Origin of the sequence: Mycoplasma sp. CSL10137 (assembly GCF_017116845.1) — a bacterium.
GTDB lineage: Bacteria > Bacillota_I > Bacilli_A > Mycoplasmatales > Metamycoplasmataceae > Mycoplasmopsis.
Map to the genome: position 1 here is coordinate 142,190 of NZ_JAFIRE010000002.1, position 19,321 is coordinate 161,510.

Sequence of the window (19,321 nt, forward strand, 5' to 3'; positions counted from 1 at the left end):
GTATAAATGAAAGAATTAATAATAATCGGTAACTGAAAAATGAATAAAAATTTCTCTGAAACAGAAAAATTTATTAGTGATTTTTCAAAAGAATACCAATCAAAAAAAGATTTAATTTATAAAAACGTTAAATTTGGTGTAGGAGTACCATCTGTTAACTTATCAGCATTTAGATTAAATAAAGTAACAGACTTAAAATTAGCAGCTCAAAACGTTAGTGATAAACCAAAAGGGGCATACACAGGTGAAGTCTCAACATCAATGCTAAATGACTTAAATGTTGATTATGTAATTTTAGGTCACTCAGAAAGACGTACATATTATCATGAAACAAATGAAGAGGTTTATGCTAAAGCAAAAGCTACAATTGAAGCTGGTATGACACCAATTATTTGTGTAGGGGAAACCCTTGAAGAATACGAAAAAGGTTTAACTAAAGAAGTTGTTAAAAATCAAATTGAGAAGTCAGTTGCAGACTTAGATTATACTAAAGTAGTTGTTGCTTATGAACCAATTTGAGCGATTGGAACAGGTAAAGTTGCAACACCAGAAATTGCACAAGATGTATGTGCATATATCCACTCAATTACATCAAATGATTTAAAAGTTCAATATGGTGGAAGTGTTAATCCTAATAACATAAATGAACTATCATCTCAAAAAGATATAGACGGATTTTTAGTTGGTGGAGCTTCATTAGAGGTTGAAAGTTTTGTAAAATTATTAACATTAGGTAAATAATAATGAAAAAAGGAACTATTTTTACATTTATAGTTCTTTTTTATTTTTAATTTCCTTATTAAGTATGGAAAAGCAATACGATTATAGAGATTGTTCGTTATATGTATTTAAATATTACGCTAAAAAATATCATAACGAAGATTATGACATTAATGAATTAAAAATTAACGTAATGTATGATGATACTGGAATAAGTTTAACCAATTTAAAAGATACAATTAGTTCATATGGATATAGCTTAACTTCTTACTATTGTAAAATTAGTGAACTAAGACAATTAGAAAAAAGTGAATATCCTTTTGGGGCAATTGTTAGAAATGAAGAATTTCAACATATAGTTTTTATTGAAGATATAGAAAATGATTATGTCAAATATTTTGATCCCGGCTCTGGAAAAATTATAAATTCAAAAATCATAGATTTTAAAAATATATTTTTAAATATAATTGTTAAGTTCAATAAAAAAATATCTCCCTTAGAAAAATATAAGGAACCCAAAAAAATATTTAACATAAATAAATATTCTTATTTTCTATTTTTTTCACTTCTTTTAGAGTTGATTTTAAATTTAATTTATCCTTTTATTACTAAATATATATTACAATCATTAGTTCCAACTAGGCAAATAAATGAATTTTATTATTTAATAATTATTTTTGTTACTTTTACTTCATTTTCATTATTGATAAGCCTTATAATAAATAAAACGACTAAAATAATTGTTTTAAAGAATTTTGAAAAAGAATTCTTAAATATACTAGAAACATTTTCTAAAGAAAATATTAATTTAATTAATAATTTAAACGAAATAGAAATTAAACAGAGAATAAATAATATATACCAAATTGAAGCATATAAGATGACATTTATACCAAGAGTTTTATATATTCTACTTTCCTTTTTGATTTCGCTTACACTAATTTTAATAACTAGTTATTTGTTGACTTTGATTATGATTATTATAGGAGCCTTGATAGGAACATTTACTTTTTTATATTACTTATGATATCGAAAATCAACTAATTTTTTAATTTCTGAATCAATATCTTTAGATAGATCTTTAGATAATTATATTAAAATATTAAAGACTAACTTTCTTTTGTTAGAAGAAGAAAAATTTAAAAATAAAATGATAAAAAATTTTCAAAGTCATAATTGCAGTTTTAAGTCTTTTATAGTTAGTGAAAGTTATTTTGATAGTATTAATAAATTTATTGACATCATAATTCCCATTTTGATTCTATTTTTCGGATCTCTACAAATTTGAAATAATAAAATAAATTTATATCAATTATTATTTTTCTTAACGGGAACAAAAATGTTCTTATCACCGATCAAACAAATAGAACCTATTATAAAAGAGACTCAAAACTTCAAATTAAACAAAAATATATTAAATATTTTTAAAAAAAATAAACGTAAAACTAAAACTTTAAATTTTGATAATATTGGACAAATAAAGCAAATAAAATTATCATATGTTTCTTATAAATATAATAAAAGCCAAGAAAAATATTCAGTTAATATTCCGAGATTAACTTTAGAAGGTAATAATATATTAAAAGGTAATAACGGTAGCGGGAAAACAACACTGTCATCTTTGTTAATGGGTAAGTATAATATTACTAATGGTGAAATTTTTATTAATAATAATTTGGTCAATTTATATGATAATGATTTTATAAAACAAAGAATTTGTTATATTGGAGATAACAAAAATATACCTAATTCTACTTTAAAAGAATATTTGTTAATAGATGATTGGGAAAATTTTACTAATATTTTAAATAAATTTCAAATTTATGAAGCGTTTAAAGCTCTTAATATGCAAATAAGAGAAGATGTTATGGTAAAGAAATTATCAAGTGGACAAATACAATTAGTCAAGTTTTTGAAGTTGTTATTATATGATTATGATGTATTTATTTTTGATGAAGCTTTTGAAGCGATAAGCGAAGATGTTTTCATTTTTTTGAAAGAAAAATTAACTAAATTATTAAATAATAAATTAACACTTGAAATCAGCCATAATTCTAAATATATTTTTGATAATGCAAGGATAATTAAAATTGAAGAAATTACTAAATTTTTATAAATTAGAAATATTTTTTTTAATTGTATTATTGGTTTTGTTATCTTTTTTAATATATTTTGGTCTTTTTTATAAGGTAAAAAGCTATAAGAGTGTAATAATATATTTTAATGATAATAATTTAGAACTAAAAAATATACAACCCAATGAATTAATTTATGAAAAATATAATTTAGTAATTTTTGATGAAAATAATAGCATCGAATATCCGATTATAATTTCAGGTATTAGTAATAATAAAATAGAAATAATAAATGACGAATTAAAAAAACATTTAATAGATAAAAATAATTTATTTTTAAATTCATTATTAGAGTTAAAAACAGAAACCTTAAGTCAAATAATTTATGACAATTTGGTTAGTATTTTTTTAAAAAAATAACCCTTATCACTAAATAATATATAATATAAATATGAATATGAAAAATAATTATGATATTTCATTAAACATAAAAAAAGAAGTGAAAAATGTTGAGTTATTTAAGGATGAAATGATCCAAATAATTAATAATTTTGGAAACTTTTTTAAAATAGATCCAAATAAAAAGATAATATTGGATGTAACATTTGTTTCCAAACCTAAAATTCGTAAGTTAAATAAAGAATATAGAAATAAGGATTATGTAACTGATATTTTATCATTTGACTTTGGAAATTTAGAATTTTATGAAAAGATGCCATTTATTCATTTGGGTGAATTAATAATTAGTTGAGATAAAATGAAAAAACAAGCAAAGGAATTTAATCATAGTATTAAAAGAGAGTATTGTTATTTATTTACTCATGGATTAGTTCATTTATACGGTTATGATCATGAATTAGAAGAAGAAAGAGTTGTTATGAACAAAATTGTTGATGAAATTTTTGAACCATTAAAAATAAAAAGAGAGGATTAAAATGATTGAAAAATTAAGAAATTTATTGTCAAAAGCATATGCTCCATATTCTAATTTTCAGGTGGCTGCTATTGCTGTTGATTTTGACGGAAAAGAATATTGAGGTGTTAATGTAGAGAATGCTGCATATCCTTCTGGTCTTTGTGCAGAAAGGAGTGCATTATTTGGCTCTGTGGCATATGGCGGACATGTCGGTAAATTTAAAGAAATACATATCATTTCTAGAAAAAATGAAATAATAACCCCATGCGCAGGTTGTCGTCAAGTTATGACTGAATTTATGCCGCAAAATGGCTTGGTTTACCAATATTCAAATGATGGAACTCAAATGAGAGTGAACACTGTTGCAGAACTTGTGCCTTATCCAATTTTTATGGAGAATATTAAGTAATGAAAATATGTTTTGCTAGTATAGTTGGTAGACCTAATGTAGGTAAAAGTAGTTTGCTAAATGCAATTTTAGGGTACAATGTTGCAATTGTAACTAATGTAGCACAAACAACAAGAGATCAGATCACTGGAGTTTATACCGACGAAACACATCAAATTATATTTACGGATACTCCTGGCATACATAAACCAAAAAATAAGCTAGGTGAAGTATTAAATAAAAATGCTTTTGACTCTATAGAAGGAATTGATCTTTTGTTATTTTTGTCTCCTTCTGATGAAGAAATTGGCCCTGGAGATAAATTAATATTATCTAAAATAGAAAATATTAAAAATAAAATAGCGGTTATATCTAAAATAGATAAAATTAAAAAAAATCCTGAAAAATTAACAAAAAAAATCCGTGAATTGGGCGAATTTGGATTTGATAAAATTGTATCAACAGACATATATAACGACTCTTCAATAGTTTCCTTAATTGATATTATTAAAGAATACTCTAACGAAGGTGAATTACAATATGATCCTGATTCTATTACTGATAAAAGCATGCGTTTTTTAGCAAAAGAAATCATAAGAGAATCAGCAATAGAAAGATTATACGATGAATTGCCACACTCTATTGCTGTGTCTGTCGAAATTTTTCAAGAATTAGAAAATAACATTATTATTGAAGCGATAATGTATGTAAAAAAAGAATCTCAAAAAGGGATGTTAATAGGAAAGAATGCATCTAAAATCAAGGAAATAAGTAAAAGTTCAAGAGTAAAAATGTCTCATCAATTTGGAGTCCCTGTTTCTTTATATTTAAAGGTAAAAGTTGCTAAGAAGTGGAATGATGATGAAAAAACATTATCTAAATTTGGGTATTAAATAACTCTTATTATTAGGGTTATTTTTAATTTAGCAAAAAAACTTTTAGGCTGCTAAAAATTTGATAAAATTATAAAGTATGAATCAAAAATTAGATAATAAATTAGAACCAATATTAAAGTATACAGTTAAATTATTTATTGAGGAAGGCGAACCCGTTAGTAGCCAAGCCCTCATGGATAGGTTTAATGATATTAGCTTTTCTTCAGCTAAAGTTAGATATTTAATGAATAAACTTGAAGAAATAGGATATTTACAAAAAGCAAATTGTTCTAGTGGTAGAACTCCTACTTTGCTAGGTTTAAATTATTATGCAATATACTTAAGTCAATCATTTGAAAAAGAAATGATAAATAAATTAGAAAAAATATTTAAACAAAAAGAAGTTGATATTGATAACACCGTTGATCAAGCAGCTAATATAATTTCAGAAATGACAGGATTAACTTTAGTTAAGACTAACTATAACAATAACGAAACTTTAAAAAGCATTGATATGACAGTTCTAGATGAAAAAAGAGCTACAATTGTTATGGTTGTTTCTACAGGTCAGGTATATTATAAAGTTATAACTATAGATAGAAATAATAATTTAAATGATATAAAGATAGCTTTAAAAATTTTCAAAGAGAGATTAATAGACGTTTTGGTAACTGAGCTTGCACAAAGAGTTTTTTTACTAAAAGATATTTTATCCGAATCAATTAAGAATTATCAAAGTATAATAGATTCTTTTGTTAGACAAGTTTTTAATGGTGAAATTAGAAAATATAAAGAAAATAAAATATATGGTAAAAATAATATTATTTTAAGTCAAAAAATTAATAGAAATAACTTGAACAAAATGATTGAATTAATTGAAAATTATTCTATTTGAGAAAAAATAGAGTCACATTTTGATGAAAATGAAAAAATAAAAATATCAGTTGATGATACAGGTTCTTTTATGTCTAAACGTATTATAAATAATGATACAACTACTGAAATATCAGTGGTAGCTTCAAGCACGTCAGATTATAATAAAATGCGTACAGCACTTAATGCTTTAGAAATTTTTGTAGAAAAGGAAAAAAGGGAGAAATAAATGAATTTTAAGAATAATAATAAACATAGACATTACCATTTTAGGGATTGAAATATAATTGAAGCTGATTTTGAAATACTTTTAAACGGAGAGTCTCTTCCGGATTTTAAAATAAAAAAACAAATTACATTGGGTAAGAACGAATATATTGAAGGCTTAGAAGTAGATAAATTTATTATTGGATTACCTATAAAAAAAGAATTAGAATTATCTATTAATGTTCCTGAAAATTTTGAAAATAAAATTATTTCTGGTAATGAGGTTAAAATTTATTTAAAAAATATTAAATTAATAAATTATGACGCCCGCAATTTAGAAATATCAAAATTAAAAAAGGTAGAAGAAAGAAATTTAGAGTTAGAGAAGAGGGTGCTAGAATTAGAAAACAAACTAAAAGCAAATGAAGTTGTTTTTGTAGAAAAAGCAAAGCAATTATCTCAAGCAGTAGAGGAAAAAATAGCTAAAGAAAAAGAAATTTTATTCGAAAAAGCAAAAAAAGAAAAAGATGAGATAAAATCATTTGCTTTACAAGGGTTTTTAGAAGATTTTATAAATCCTTTTAATAATTTTGTAATGGCTCAAAAGGTTGCTGAAAACTCAGAAAACGATCAGTTAAGAAATTACGCAATAGGTTTTAATATTGTAATTAAACAAATAATTGATATTTTAGAATCTAATAATGCTGAATTGATTATACCTACTTTAAATACTGAATTTGATCCTAATACACAACAAGTTGTAGATGTAGTTCAAACATATAATCAAATAGATAAAGATAATCAGATAACTAAAGTAGTTAGATATGGTATTAAGCTTTCTGGAAGAGTAATTACCCCTGCCTCAGTTGTAATAAGTAAAAAAATTAGCAATTAAATGCTTTGGCTGCTAAAAATATGTTATAATTAAATTATGACTTCGTTAAAAAAAGAAGCCATGTAGATAATAAATAATTTAAGACATAAATAATTAACTAATAATTAGGAGAGAATTAAAATGGCAAAAGAAATAATATTAGGGATAGATTTAGGAACAACAAACTCTGTTGTTTCCATAATTGAAGGTAAAAATCCTGTCGTACTTGAAAATCCAAACGGTAAAAGAACAACACCTTCAGTAGTAAGTTTTAAAAATGGTGATATAGTTGTTGGTGATGTTGCGAAAAGACAAGTTGAAACAAATCCAAACACTATAGTTTCTATTAAAAGATTAATTGGTACAGGAAAAACAGTAAGTGCAAACGGAAAAGAATATAAACCAGAAGAAATATCAGCAATGATTTTATCATACATGAAAGACTATGCTGAAGCAAAATTAGGTAAAAAAGTTAAAAAAGCGGTTATTACAGTTCCTGCATACTTTGATAATTCACAACGTGAGGCTACTAAAATAGCAGGTAAAATAGCAGGTTTAGAAGTATTAAGAATCATTAATGAACCTACTGCTGCGGCATTAGCGTTTGGTTTAGAAAAAACAAATAAATCAATGAAAGTCTTAGTTTACGATCTTGGTGGTGGTACATTCGATGTTTCTGTTTTAGAGTTGGAAGATGGAACATTTGAAGTACTTTCAACTAGCGGTGATAATCATCTAGGTGGTGACGATTGAGATAATGAAATTGTAAAATGAATGATTGGAAAAATAAAATCAGAACACGGTTATGATGTTGAAAAGGATAAAATGGCTAAAGCTAGACTGAAAGAAACAGCAGAAAAAGCTAAAATAGATTTATCTAATCAATCGGTAGCTACAATTAATTTACCTTTTTTAGCTATGACTGAAAATGGACCCCTTAACGTTGAACTAGAACTAAAAAGAAATGAATTTGAAGAAATGACATCTCATTTATTAGATAGAACAAGAAAACCAATTGAAGATGCATTAAAAGAAGCAGGTATAACATCAGCGGATTTACATGAAGTTTTACTTGTTGGTGGTTCAACACGTATGCCGGCAGTTCAAGATATGGTTAAACGTACATTAAATAAAGAACCAAATCGTTCTATAAATCCTGATGAAGTAGTTTCAATTGGTGCTGCTATTCAAGGTGCTGTTTTAGCGGGAGATATTGATGATATTTTATTATTAGATGTTACACCTTTAACATTAGGTATCGAAACAATGGGAGGGGTATCTACTCCTTTAATTGCTAGAAATACTACAATTCCAGCAACAAAAAGTCAAATTTTTTCAACAGCAGCTGACAATCAAACAGAAGTTACAATTAGAGTTGTACAAGGTGAAAGACAAATGGCGGCAGATAATAAAACACTTGGTTCATTTAATTTAGGTGGAATTGAACCCGCTCCAAGAGGTGTTCCACAAATTGAAGTTACATTTTCAATTGATGTTAATGGTATTACAACAGTAACTGCAAAAGATTTAAAAAATAATAAAGATGCAAAAATTACAATTTCAAATTCTACTAAACTAACAGAAGAAGAAATTGAAAGAATGGTTAAAGAAGCAGAAGCGAATAAAGAAGCAGATGCTAAGAAAAAAGAAGAAGTTGAAACAATTGTTAGAGCCGAAAGTTTAATTGATCAAATTAAGAAAGCCAACGCAGAGCAAGGTGATAAATTAGATCCTAAATCAAAAGAAGAAAGTGAAAAATTAATTAAAGAATTACAAGAACTTATTGATAAAAAAGACATTTCTGCTTTAAAAGAAAAATTAGATCAAGTTGAAAATATGATGCGTAATTTTGCTAATTATGCCGCACAACAAAACGCAACAAATAATAATTCTAACGATGAAGAAACAGCTACAATAGTAGAAGAAAACGATAAATAAAAAAATAAACAACATGTTTTTAAAATAAATGTGTTGTTTATTTTTTAATAATTATAATTAATTTTAATTTTATTGATAAATTCTTGCTCTAAATTTTCAGGTGGACTTTCATATATTACAACTTTTTTATTTTTATTTAATTGCGTAGAAAGATTTAAACAGTTCAAAAAAATATTAGAATTATAAAGTTTTGAAGATATTAATTTAGATATAATGATTGCTTTAATTTTAAATTTTTCGAGCAAAAAGGATATATTTCTATTTATGTCTTCTATATAAAAGAATGTCAATATTTCGTTATTATAATTAGATAATATTTTGCTTTCTAGTAAATTAATATCGTACATTACTCCTAAATCATAAATCATTGGGATTATATTTTTAGATTTAAATTCCTCTTCTTTTATAAACAAATAATTAGCTTGAGACATTTTGAAAATTAATTGAGTTGTCCCTAAGTTTTCTGAGTTTTTTGAAAAATAATTAAATCAATTTAATTCCTTCAAATGAGATAAATACTCGTTTTTATCAAATAAATAGTAAAAACTGAAAAGTACTTTCAATCTATCGTAGTTTGGTTCAATTATTTTAAATTGTGTTTTATTCTTTGAAATATAATTTACTATATTTTTTATATTAACTCATTTTTTAGGGTCTTTATTATCTGTTATTATTTGTTTATATCTATAGTATTCCTCATTGAATAATTCAATTTCTTTGCGTATATTATCATCGGTGTTATTAAAGTAATATTTTGAAGAATTTTTAGAATCATAGTCTATATTGTATAGAGAATATTTCACTAAATCATTTATGTAATCTTGTTCATAATTATTTATTTTAGGGTATTGTATAATTGTCGCTCTTTTATATATTCTTGATAATGTAGTTGAATTATTTATTTCGTTTATTTTATTTAAAAAATTATTATATTGATTTTTAGATGTATATTTAAGTATTAAATAAATATAATCATCGCTCTTGAACAAATTAACAATTTGATCATTTAACCCAAATAAATCATTTAAAAAATCAGTATTATCATTATTTTTATTTAAAAAATAAAAATTTTTTAAAAGTAATCCTATAATGATATTTTTTTTATTTTTTAAAAAATCATTATTAGTTTGGTTGTTTAAGGTTATGTTGTTTAAATTGTTTATTTTATCTTTATATTCTACACCTCATTTAAGAGAGCAATGATAATTATTCCCGTCAATTGTTTTTATAACCATTTTCATTGGTTTATTTTTTAATAATTTTTTATTAAATTTATTTATAATTTTTTCAAAAAGTCTTAATTTAATGTTGAAATCCTTGTTTCAAAAAACATCTATTTTACTCTCGTAATTTTGTAAATTCTTATTTATTATCTCTTTTATTTTATTTGAACTATCTTTATTAAAAAAATTTAAAAATTCGTTAATAGATATATAGTTGTATTTGTTAAAGTTAAAACTATTTGAATCTAAATATGTTGAGAGGAAGTTATATTTTTTATTATTTCTAATTACTCTTTTGTTAATATTATCAATTTTAAAAATTACAACACCAGATGAAGTTCGTTTGTAAAAATATATAAACTTAAAAACTAAATACGATGATATTAAAAATATTAATAGAATAATTGAAATGTAAATTAATATTACTAAATAGTTCATTCTATTCCTTGATACTTATGATCCTAATTGAATGATGTCTTTTATTTAATGTTCTTTCTTTTCCGTCTCTAAATCTTACTAAAACTTCATTACCTAAGCCGAAATCTACAACTTCACCTTCTCCAAAAATTGTATGAGAAATTATATCTCCAATTATCATTTTAGAATTTATTAAAGAAATCTCATCAGGAGAATAATCTAAGTCCAACCCGTGATCATCGTTCATATTTGTATAATTATCAACATTTATACCCATTTCAGTTATAAATCTAGAGGGTTCTTTAGAAAGTTCTGTCCCAAATATTTTCCCACGCGATGAACTTAAAAATAAGTTGTTTCTAGCTCTTGTTATTCCAACGTATGCCAACCTTCTTTCTTCTTCGAAAGTTTCAGGGTCAGAATCAATTTTTTCTATTATTCTATATGAAGGGAATACACCACGCGATAAACCTACTAAAAAAACGTTATCATATTCTAGACCTTTTGCGGAGTGAATAGTCATAAGTGTTACATAATTAGTGTTTCCCTCGTAATCATCGGTAACAGATAATAAATTAATATAATTTAAATAATCGGCTAATTTTTTTTCTTTATTTTTTTCTTCTCAAGTTTTGATCGAAGCGATTAGTTCTTTAACGTTTTCAATTGCTGTTCCTCTTAGGCTAGTGTCTTTCTCGATAAAATGATAGTAATCTAATTCCATTAAATAAAAATCAAGTATTTTAGAAATTGAGTGTTTTGTTATTTCTAACTTTCTTAACTCCTTTTTATATCGTATTGTTATTTGTAAAAATTTAAATAATTTTACAGCAAGATTGGGGTGTTCTCTTTTAAATTCAGATCAATTACTTTTATTTGTAATTGTTTCAAATGTGTTTAAGTTACCTTTTTTTGCGACAAATTCTTTAATTGTTTCTATTGCCTTATGCCCAATTCCTTTTGTTGGTACATTAACTATACGGTAAAAAGATAGTTCATCATTATTATGTAACAATCTTAAAAAAGCGATTGCATCTTTAATTTCCGATCTTTGATAAAATTTGACCCCGTTTATTATTTTGTGAGGTATATTTTCATCAATTAAAGCTTGCTCGAAGGCTCTTGAATAATAATTTGCTCTATATAGTATTACAATAGATTTTAATTGGTTTTTTTGCTTTTTTAACTGATTGATTTTATTTACTACTCATTTTGCTTCACCTTCTTCACTAAAACTATGCATAAATTCAATGTCAGCACCCACTCCGTTTTCGGTAACTAAGTCTTTGTTGTACCTTTTTTTATTCATTTTTATAAGTTTATTTGCAGCGTCGAGTATTTTTTGCGTGGAACGATAATTTTTATCTAAAACAACCGTAAATGTTTCTTTAAAATCTTTTTCGAAATCTAATATTAAATTAACGTCCGCACCACGTCAATTATAAATAGTTTGGTCTGGGTCACCAACAATAGTTAAGTGTGTATTTTTTCCGATTAAACTTTTTATAATTCTATATTGTAATTTTGAAGTATCTTGAAACTCATCTACAAGAATATATGAATATAGTTTTTTATATTTTTCTACTATATCTGGTCTAGTGTGAAATAAAATGTTTGTTTTAATGATTAGGTCATCAAAATCTAAAGCACCATTTCTAGCTAATTCGTTTATATATTCAAAATATATTTTATCTTCAATTTGATCCATATTTTTTATATTATAAAACTGATTATAATCGGTTGTATTATTTTTTTGAGTCGAAATATAGTGTATTGCTGATTTATAACTAATTTCGGAACTAGTTATTCCTAATTTCTTATAAATTGCACTCAAAATTTGAATTTTATCCGGCTCATCCACTATTGTAAAACTATTACGATATCCCAAGTTATGAATTTCATTTCTTAAAATAGTTGCACAAAAAGAGTGAAAAGTTTTAATATTTAGTTTTGTTTCTAAATTATTACAATATTTTTCAACTCTTATAGACATTTCTTGAGCCGCTTTATTAGTAAAAGTAACACCTAATATATTTTTTGCAGGTATCCCTAATATATTTATTAAGTAGGCGATTTTACGTGTTAAGACTTTAGTTTTACCGGTCCCTGCTCCAGCAATAATTCTTAGGTGTTTGTCAAAGTATTTTACGGCTTGGTTTTGCTTTTCGTTCAAATCACTCAGTAAATCAATCTTTTTTGTATTAATTGTCATATTATTTCTCCTCATCTTTTAAATTTGCTTTGTTATTAACATAAACAATATTTCTTCTTTTTGAGTAAAACGGTACTAATTTTATTAACTCAATATCATCAACAATAATTTCATCTTTATTAACTACTCTTGTTTTTGTTATAATATCTATTACGGATAATTTCTTTTTATATACAATTATAAATAAGTAATCGATAAATTTAAAGATACTTATGGCGTATGTAAAAATTTGAAAAAATTTATTAATTATTTCTAGAGTTAGGTTACTCTTTTTTTCATCCACATAATATGAATTGTAGTAAGCTACCAAAAATACTAAAACTCACATTAGAGACATTAAAGAAAAACTTAATGTAGATCTTTTAATAATAGAAATAGAGTCAAATTCATTATTTTTTGATGAAATTATTTTTATTTTTAATAAATATTTACCGATACTTTTACCTTTTAAAACTAAGGGTATAATTATAAAAAAAATACTATTATTAAATATTCCTATTAGAGTGGATCAAACAAGTTTGTTTGTAGGTATATTTTTTGCATAATTAAAAATTCCGATAGCTCAAACTAGAAAAATAGAAACTAGCAAAAACAGGATGAAATCTATTATTTCCGAAAAAAACCTCTTGTAAAAAAAAGAGTTTTGATATTTTTTCATATTATTCTAAAAAGTCCAAAATTTTCATTTTTTTAATTTTGTATAAAGGTTTTTTTAGTAACTTAGATTCATCATTGTCACTTGCTAAGTAAATATTAGATTTAAAAAAATCATTTTTTATTGCATTACTTTCTAGTTTATCAATTAATTCATAATGTCTTTTTACAAAGGTAAGACTTCTTTTTTCTTGGATTTGTTCCTTTTCGTATTTATATATTCTTTTATATGTAAACGTTGTTTCGTTTAAAAAACCAGTTAACAATAATTTTATTGTATATATTTTTGCGTAATTAATTTCTTCTAAAATTTTGGGGTTATTTTCCTTGAAGTAATTTTCAACAATGTTGAATGAGTCTAAAACGTGCCTTGAATTAAATCAAGTATTAGAGTTTATAAATTCTCTATAAACTCTATAATCAAGATACATATATGTTTTTGCTTCGGAGAATAATATATAATTTAATTCAACACACATCTTGGTGTCATTTAAATTAGAAGGCATATATTTAACAAGCTTTTTATATAGATTTTTTTTATAAACTTTATTAAAAATAAAAGGGAATGTATAAGCGTAAGTACTCTGCATTTTATTTATATCTACTTTGTTAATTAATTTTAATCTAGCTTTTGGTTTTCATCTTATAGAACCAATTAGTCTAGGTTTAAATTCTAATATATCTGCTGAATATTTTTCTGCTTCGTTGATAATGTTTGAAACGTATTTTTTTCTTAACGTGTTCTCTGAATTGATGACAACTAGAAAGTCCCCTCTCGCAATTTTAAATGCACTAGTTAAATTTAGTTGATAGCTATCAACTTTATTATTAAAAACAACCTTCAATCTTGAGCCAAATAAAAGAAAATATTCTTTTAGAGATTCTAATATGTTGATTTGTTTCTTATTAATGAATAAAATTATTTCAAAATCTTGATTATCTTGATCTTTTAGATCCTTTAAGAATCATTCTATATCTTTGAATAAATCACCAACAAGAGAAACAATACTTAATTTCATTTTTTCTCCTTAAAATTTATTGTTAAATAGTCATAAAACATATATTATTATTTTATCATATTTTATAAATAAATATTATTTATAAGAGTTGTAGAAGAAGGGAGCAGATGTTAAAATTATATTTTTTGTAATAAAAATTTACTTTTTTTAAAACTAAATAAATATCTTAATTTTTATAATTTTATTTTTTAAAAAAGTATTATTTTTTATATAATTTAAATAACAAATTAATTTAGTAGTTCGAAAGGATAAAAATGAAAAAAACTATAAATGATTTAGATTTAAACAATAAAAAAGTTTTAGTTAGAGTTGACTTTAATGTTCCTTTAAAAAATGGTGTTATCACATCCACAAAAAGAATTAAGGCAGCATTACCTACAATTCAAAAAATAGTATCCGAAGGTGGAAAAGCGATTTTATTTTCTCACTTAGGTAGAGTTAAAACTGAAGAAGATTTGGAATCTAAAAGTTTAAAACCAGTTGCTATTGAGTTAGCAAGACAATTAGGTCAAAAAGTTATTTTTGTAACAAAAACAAGAGGTGAAATATTAGAAAAAAGTATTGAAAATATGAAACCAGGTGAAGTTTTATTAGTTCAAAATACAAGATATGAAGATTTGAATAATAAAGCTGAAAGTAAAAATAATGAAGAATTAGGTAAATATTGAGCTTCATTAGGTGATGTATTTGTTAATGATGCTTTCGGGACAGCTCATAGAAAACATGCATCAAATGTTGGGATAGCTTCTAATATCACCGAATCAGCATTAGGTTATTTAATGGAAAAAGAAGTTTCATCACTTCAAAAAGTTATTGGTGAACCTGAACATCCATATGTTGCAATAATTGGTGGAGCTAAAGTATCTGATAAAATTCAAGTTTTAGAAAATTTAGCTAAAATTGCTGATAAAATGATAATTGGTGGAGCTATGGCTTACACTTTCTTAAAAGCTCAAGGATTAAATACAGGAACTTCTTTGGTGGAAGATGATTATTTAGATTTAGCTAGAGACTTCTTATCAAAATATTCAGAAAAAGTTATTTTACCAATTGATCATGCTACATCAACAGAATTTAAAGATGTTGAACCCGTTTTCCAAGATGTAGAAATTTCAGAAGGGTATATGGGTCTAGATTTAGGACCTAAATCAATTGAATTAGTAAAAAGTACTTTAAACAATGCTAAAACAGTTGTTTGAAATGGACCTATGGGAGTAGCAGAATTCAAAAATTACCAAAAAGGTACATACGCTGTTTGTGAATCAATTTCTGAACTTACCGATGCATATACAGTAGTTGGTGGTGGAGATTCGGTTGCCGCCGTTGAAAAATTGGGAATGGAAGACAAATTTACACATGTTTCAACAGGTGGTGGTGCTTCACTTGAATTGTTACAAGGTTTAGAATTACCGGGTGTTACTTCAGTTCAAGATAAATAGAAAAAATGATTATTAAAAAATGCGAATTACTCAAATTCGTATTTTTTTATAATTCTAACGTAATATTTAGAGGTTCAAGTTTTCTGGTTTTAATATTAGAATCTTTTAGAATTTTTCTTGAAATTCATGCATCATCAGTATCGTGATATTTATCTTCTAAGTAAACAATTTCTGTTATTCCTGATTGAACAATAGTTTTCGAACAATTTGAACAAGGGAATAAAGAAGTATATAATATCGCATTTTCTAATTGTGTTGTTGAATTTAATATCGCATTAATTTCTGCATGTACAACATAAGGATATTTATTGTCTTTTTCTAATTTTTTATCTCTTGCTCACGGGAAATCAAAATCATTGCCTGAAGGCATACCATTATAACCTAAAGCAATAACTCTCTTTCTATTATTTATTATACATGCGCCAACTTTTGTGTTAGGATCTTTTGATCGTAAGGCACTTAATTTAGTCAGTGCCATAAAATATTGATCTCAATTTAGTATTTTATTCATAATTATAAGTCAATGTTTTTTACGTATTTTGCATTTTTTTCTATGAATTCTTTACGAGGTGCAACATTTTCCCCCATTAGTATCTCAAATGTTCTGTCCGCCTTGTAAGCGTCCTCTATTTGAACTTGAAGCATTTTTCTATTTTCTGGATTCATTGTTGTTTCTCATAATTGTTCTGGATCCATTTCACCAAGACCTTTATATCTTTGTATAGTTATCTTAGAATTTGGATTTAATTTTTCCATTATTTCATTTTTTTGTTCATCGTTATAAGCGTATTCGACAAATTTGTTTTGTTGGATTTTATATAAAGGAGGTTGTGCTATATAAATAAAACCATATTCAATTAACGGTTTAAAGTATCTAAAGAAAAATGTTAGTAATAATGTTCTAATGTGCGCACCATCAACATCAGCGTCGGTCATTATTACGATTTTGTGATATCTCAATTTGTTGATATTGAAAGTATCTCCTAACCCTGTACCTAATGCAGTAATTAATGACATTATTTCTTCATTGTTAAACACTTTTTCTTGTCTTGTTTTTTCAACGTTCAAGATTTTTCCTCGTAATGGTAAAATAGCTTGAGTTTTTCTATCTCTTCCCATTTTAGCTGAACCACCAGCAGAATTTCCTTCGACTATATATAATTCACTAATTTCCGCATTTTTACTTGTACAATCAGAAAGTTTACCTGGTAATCCACCACTTTCGAAAACATTTTTTCTTCTTGCGTTATCTCTTGCTGCGGTAGATGCTAATCTTCCTTTTCTAGCGAGTATTGCGGTATTAATAATTTTTTTAGAAATATCAGGGTTTTCATTTAAAAATCTCTCAAGTGCTTCTGAATATATTTCATTAACCGCTCTACGAGCGTCTTTAGAACCTAATTTTCCTTTTGTTTGACCTTCGAATTGTGGATCTGGATGTTTTATAGAAATAATTGCTGTTAGTCCTTCGATTAAATCGTCTCTCGTGAATTTATCAGTTTCACTTTTTATTAAATTTTTATCAATAGCATAATTATTTATTAATCTCATCAATGAATCGTAGAACCCAGACAAGTGAGTACCACCTTCGTGAGTAGAAATATTGTTTGTATATGTTATTATATTTGATCTAAACATATCTTCTAAATATTGAGCTGCAACTTCTACTCCTATAATTACTTCTTCTCCGTTTAAGTCGTTATTATATTTGTATTCTCCTGAGGCGTAAATAACTTCTTGGTTAATTGGTTTGTAACCTTCATTTATTTCTTTAACGTAATCAACGATACCATTATCATATTTGAATTCGTTGTAAGAGTTATCACGATGATCTGTAACAGAGACAAATAAACCTTTATTCAAGTGAGCTATTTGTTTAGCGTGGTCAATAATAAGTTCTTTGTCAAACTTAATTTGTTCCATAACCTTGTAATCAGGATGAAATTTTATTGTTGTACCAGTTTCGTTTTCTTTTGTTTCACCAATAATAGTTGTAGATTGAGTTATTTGTCCACCATTAGCAAATTTTGCGTTATATAGTTTTCCGTCACGTTTAACTCAAGCTTCCATGTAATCGCTAAGAGCGTTAACTACAGAGGCGCCAACACCATGTAAACCACCACTAACTTTGTAAGCATTAGATTCAAATTTACCACCCGCATTCAATTTTGTTAAAACAACTTCGAGTGCACTGATGTTAAATTTTGGATGTAAACCAACCGGTATACCACGGCCATTATCTTCCACAATTATTTCTTCGTTCTTAGTGATTGTAATGTTAATTGTATTAGCAAACCCAGCCATAGCCTCATCTACGGAGTTGTCAACTATTTCTCAAACCATATGATGAAGACCGCTTTTAGATGTGCTCCCGATGTACATTCCAGGACGTTTTCTTACGTGTTCAAGACCTTCAAGATGTTTAATATTTGAAGCGTCATAATTATTATTTAAATTTTCTTTCATCAAAACTCCTTAATATATTTATTTAAATATATTATACCATTTTTTTATATTTATAGAACACTTCCTCCAATTCCAAACTTCAAAATCCTTTTTCTTGTGCTTTGCTTTTTTCTTCTAACCCTATGATATAGTTATAAAAGTCATTTTGAAATTTATTTTTCGTATAATATTTTTGCTTAAAATTAGAGTTTTGAATATATGCCACTCTAGCTAATCCTTCTTCTATTAAAAAAGAATTTAAAGTATTTGCAAAAATATTTTCATCAAACTTTTGTGTGTAAATTAGTCCAACATCTCTACCATATTCGTCATTATCAATGTGCTTATAATAAAAATAATCTTGATTTGAGGTTTTGTCTCTTAACATTTCTTTAGCGATATTAGCATAATAATTTTCATATTTAGCTAACTTATTTTTATTATTTTTTTTAAGTGTTTCAGGTGTATCAATTCCATACAACCTTATTTTAATTTTTTTACTTTTAATTTTTGCTTCTACAGTGTCTCCGTCTATAATTTTTGTTATTATTAATTTCTCTATATTTTTAGAGGCGTTTGTATTATTTTTTTTAGAACTAACAATTATCCCGATAACTATCAAAAGAAAAACAAGGATAATTTTAAAAATATTTAGTAAATTTTTAGGCATTTTTTCAAACATATATAATATATGTGTGTTAGATCTAATTTAAACAAAAAAAGTAAAAAAATATTTTGTATTTAAAAAAAGTGGTGGTATAATAGTTTTGCTAACTAGCCAAGAAATGGAAACTTTCAGTGTTAGCAAGCAATAGAAGTTCTTTGAAAACTAGATATATACAATAAACATGACAGTCAATTTTTTCGAGAGTTTGATCCTGGCTCAGGATGAACGCTGGCTGTGTGCCTAATACATGCATGTCGAGCGGAGTTCTTCGGAACTTAGCGGCGAATGGGTGAGTAACACGTACTTAACGTGCCCTCTAGATTGGGATAACGATGAGAAATTATCGCTAATACCGGATACTTATTAGTTTGGCATCAAA

At 25.6% G+C, this 19,321-nt stretch carries 17 protein-coding genes and 1 rRNA gene; 11 read left to right on the forward strand and 7 right to left on the reverse strand.

The window, feature by feature from the left end; genetic code table 4:
* The first annotated feature begins 6 nt into the window (after positions 1-6).
* From tpiA to dnaK, 9 genes are all read left to right on the forward strand, one after another.
* The gene (gene tpiA, locus JXZ92_RS01795; RefSeq protein ID WP_205852078.1) at positions 7-741 is read left to right on the forward strand and encodes a triose-phosphate isomerase; all 735 of its coding nucleotides are present in this window, start codon (positions 7-9) and stop codon (positions 739-741) included.
* Between the two features lie 64 nt (positions 742-805).
* On the forward strand, positions 806-2,836 hold the full coding sequence (locus JXZ92_RS04175; protein ID WP_205852079.1) for an Mbov_0121 family peptidase domain-containing ABC transporter: 2,031 nt from the start codon (positions 806-808) through the stop codon (positions 2,834-2,836).
* The gene (locus JXZ92_RS01805) at positions 2,811-3,215 is read left to right on the forward strand and encodes an MAG1140 family protein (RefSeq protein ID WP_205852080.1); all 405 of its coding nucleotides are present in this window, start codon (positions 2,811-2,813) and stop codon (positions 3,213-3,215) included. Before JXZ92_RS04175 ends, JXZ92_RS01805 begins: the two co-directional genes overlap by 26 nt.
* Positions 3,216-3,252: 37 nt before the next feature.
* Positions 3,253-3,729 carry an rRNA maturation RNase YbeY gene (ybeY, locus tag JXZ92_RS01810; RefSeq protein WP_205852081.1) on the forward strand — a complete coding sequence of 159 codons (477 nt, stop codon included), beginning with the start codon at positions 3,253-3,255 and terminating at the stop codon, positions 3,727-3,729.
* Position 3,730: 1 nt separating this feature from the next.
* Complete coding sequence (gene cdd, locus JXZ92_RS01815; RefSeq protein ID WP_205852082.1) at positions 3,731-4,120, forward strand: cytidine deaminase; 390 nt, start codon at positions 3,731-3,733, stop codon at positions 4,118-4,120.
* Positions 4,120-4,992, forward strand: a complete 873-nt coding sequence (gene era / locus JXZ92_RS01820; protein WP_205852083.1) for a GTPase Era — start codon at positions 4,120-4,122, stop codon at positions 4,990-4,992. The genes cdd and era overlap by 1 nt, the downstream gene beginning before the upstream one ends.
* Before the next feature lie 79 nt (positions 4,993-5,071).
* A complete protein-coding gene (locus JXZ92_RS04180) occupies positions 5,072-6,076 on the forward strand; it encodes a heat-inducible transcriptional repressor HrcA (protein ID WP_205852084.1) in 1,005 nt (334 codons plus the stop codon).
* Entirely contained in the window at positions 6,077-6,949 is an 873-nt protein-coding gene (gene grpE, locus JXZ92_RS01830) for a nucleotide exchange factor GrpE (protein WP_205852085.1), read from the forward strand.
* 120 nt (positions 6,950-7,069) lie between these two features.
* Positions 7,070-8,866: a molecular chaperone DnaK gene (gene dnaK / locus JXZ92_RS01835; protein ID WP_205852086.1), complete on the forward strand. Its 1,797-nt coding sequence runs from the start codon at positions 7,070-7,072 to the stop codon at positions 8,864-8,866.
* A gap of 44 nt (positions 8,867-8,910) precedes the next feature.
* Here the strand turns inward: dnaK and JXZ92_RS01840 are convergent, their stop codons facing one another.
* From JXZ92_RS01840 to JXZ92_RS01855, 4 genes are read right to left on the reverse strand one after another with little or no spacing between them, the layout of a single operon-like run.
* Positions 8,911-10,527, reverse strand: coding sequence for an MHO_4530 family protein (locus JXZ92_RS01840; RefSeq protein WP_205852087.1), 1,617 nt, complete (start codon positions 10,525-10,527; stop codon positions 8,911-8,913).
* Position 10,528: 1 nt separating this feature from the next.
* Complete coding sequence (locus JXZ92_RS01845; protein ID WP_205852088.1) at positions 10,529-12,718, reverse strand: ATP-dependent helicase; 2,190 nt, start codon at positions 12,716-12,718, stop codon at positions 10,529-10,531.
* Position 12,719: 1 nt separating this feature from the next.
* Positions 12,720-13,376, reverse strand: a complete 657-nt coding sequence (locus JXZ92_RS01850) for an RDD family protein (protein WP_205852089.1) — start codon at positions 13,374-13,376, stop codon at positions 12,720-12,722.
* Between the two features lies 1 nt (position 13,377).
* Positions 13,378-14,391, reverse strand: a complete 1,014-nt coding sequence (locus JXZ92_RS01855; protein ID WP_205852090.1) for a glycosyltransferase — start codon at positions 14,389-14,391, stop codon at positions 13,378-13,380.
* A 254-nt stretch (positions 14,392-14,645) separates the two neighbouring features.
* On the opposite strand from JXZ92_RS01855, the gene JXZ92_RS01860 reads away from it, so the two are divergent.
* Positions 14,646-15,830 carry a phosphoglycerate kinase gene (locus JXZ92_RS01860; protein WP_205852091.1) on the forward strand — a complete coding sequence of 395 codons (1,185 nt, stop codon included), beginning with the start codon at positions 14,646-14,648 and terminating at the stop codon, positions 15,828-15,830.
* A gap of 46 nt (positions 15,831-15,876) precedes the next feature.
* Here the strand turns inward: JXZ92_RS01860 and JXZ92_RS01865 are convergent, their stop codons facing one another.
* From JXZ92_RS01865 to JXZ92_RS01875, 3 genes are read right to left on the reverse strand one after another with little or no spacing between them, the layout of a single operon-like run.
* Positions 15,877-16,308, reverse strand: a complete 432-nt coding sequence (locus JXZ92_RS01865; protein WP_241006923.1) for a cytidine/deoxycytidylate deaminase family protein — start codon at positions 16,306-16,308, stop codon at positions 15,877-15,879.
* 35 nt (positions 16,309-16,343) lie between these two features.
* The gene (gyrB, locus tag JXZ92_RS01870; protein WP_205852093.1) at positions 16,344-18,296 is read right to left on the reverse strand and encodes a DNA topoisomerase (ATP-hydrolyzing) subunit B; all 1,953 of its coding nucleotides are present in this window, start codon (positions 18,294-18,296) and stop codon (positions 16,344-16,346) included.
* Between the two features lie 31 nt (positions 18,297-18,327).
* Entirely contained in the window at positions 18,328-18,945 is a 618-nt protein-coding gene (locus tag JXZ92_RS01875; protein WP_205852094.1) for a thermonuclease family protein, read from the reverse strand.
* A 190-nt stretch (positions 18,946-19,135) separates the two neighbouring features.
* Here JXZ92_RS01875 and JXZ92_RS01880 point away from each other — a divergent pair.
* A 16S ribosomal RNA gene (locus JXZ92_RS01880) occupies positions 19,136-19,321 on the forward strand; the annotation flags it as partial.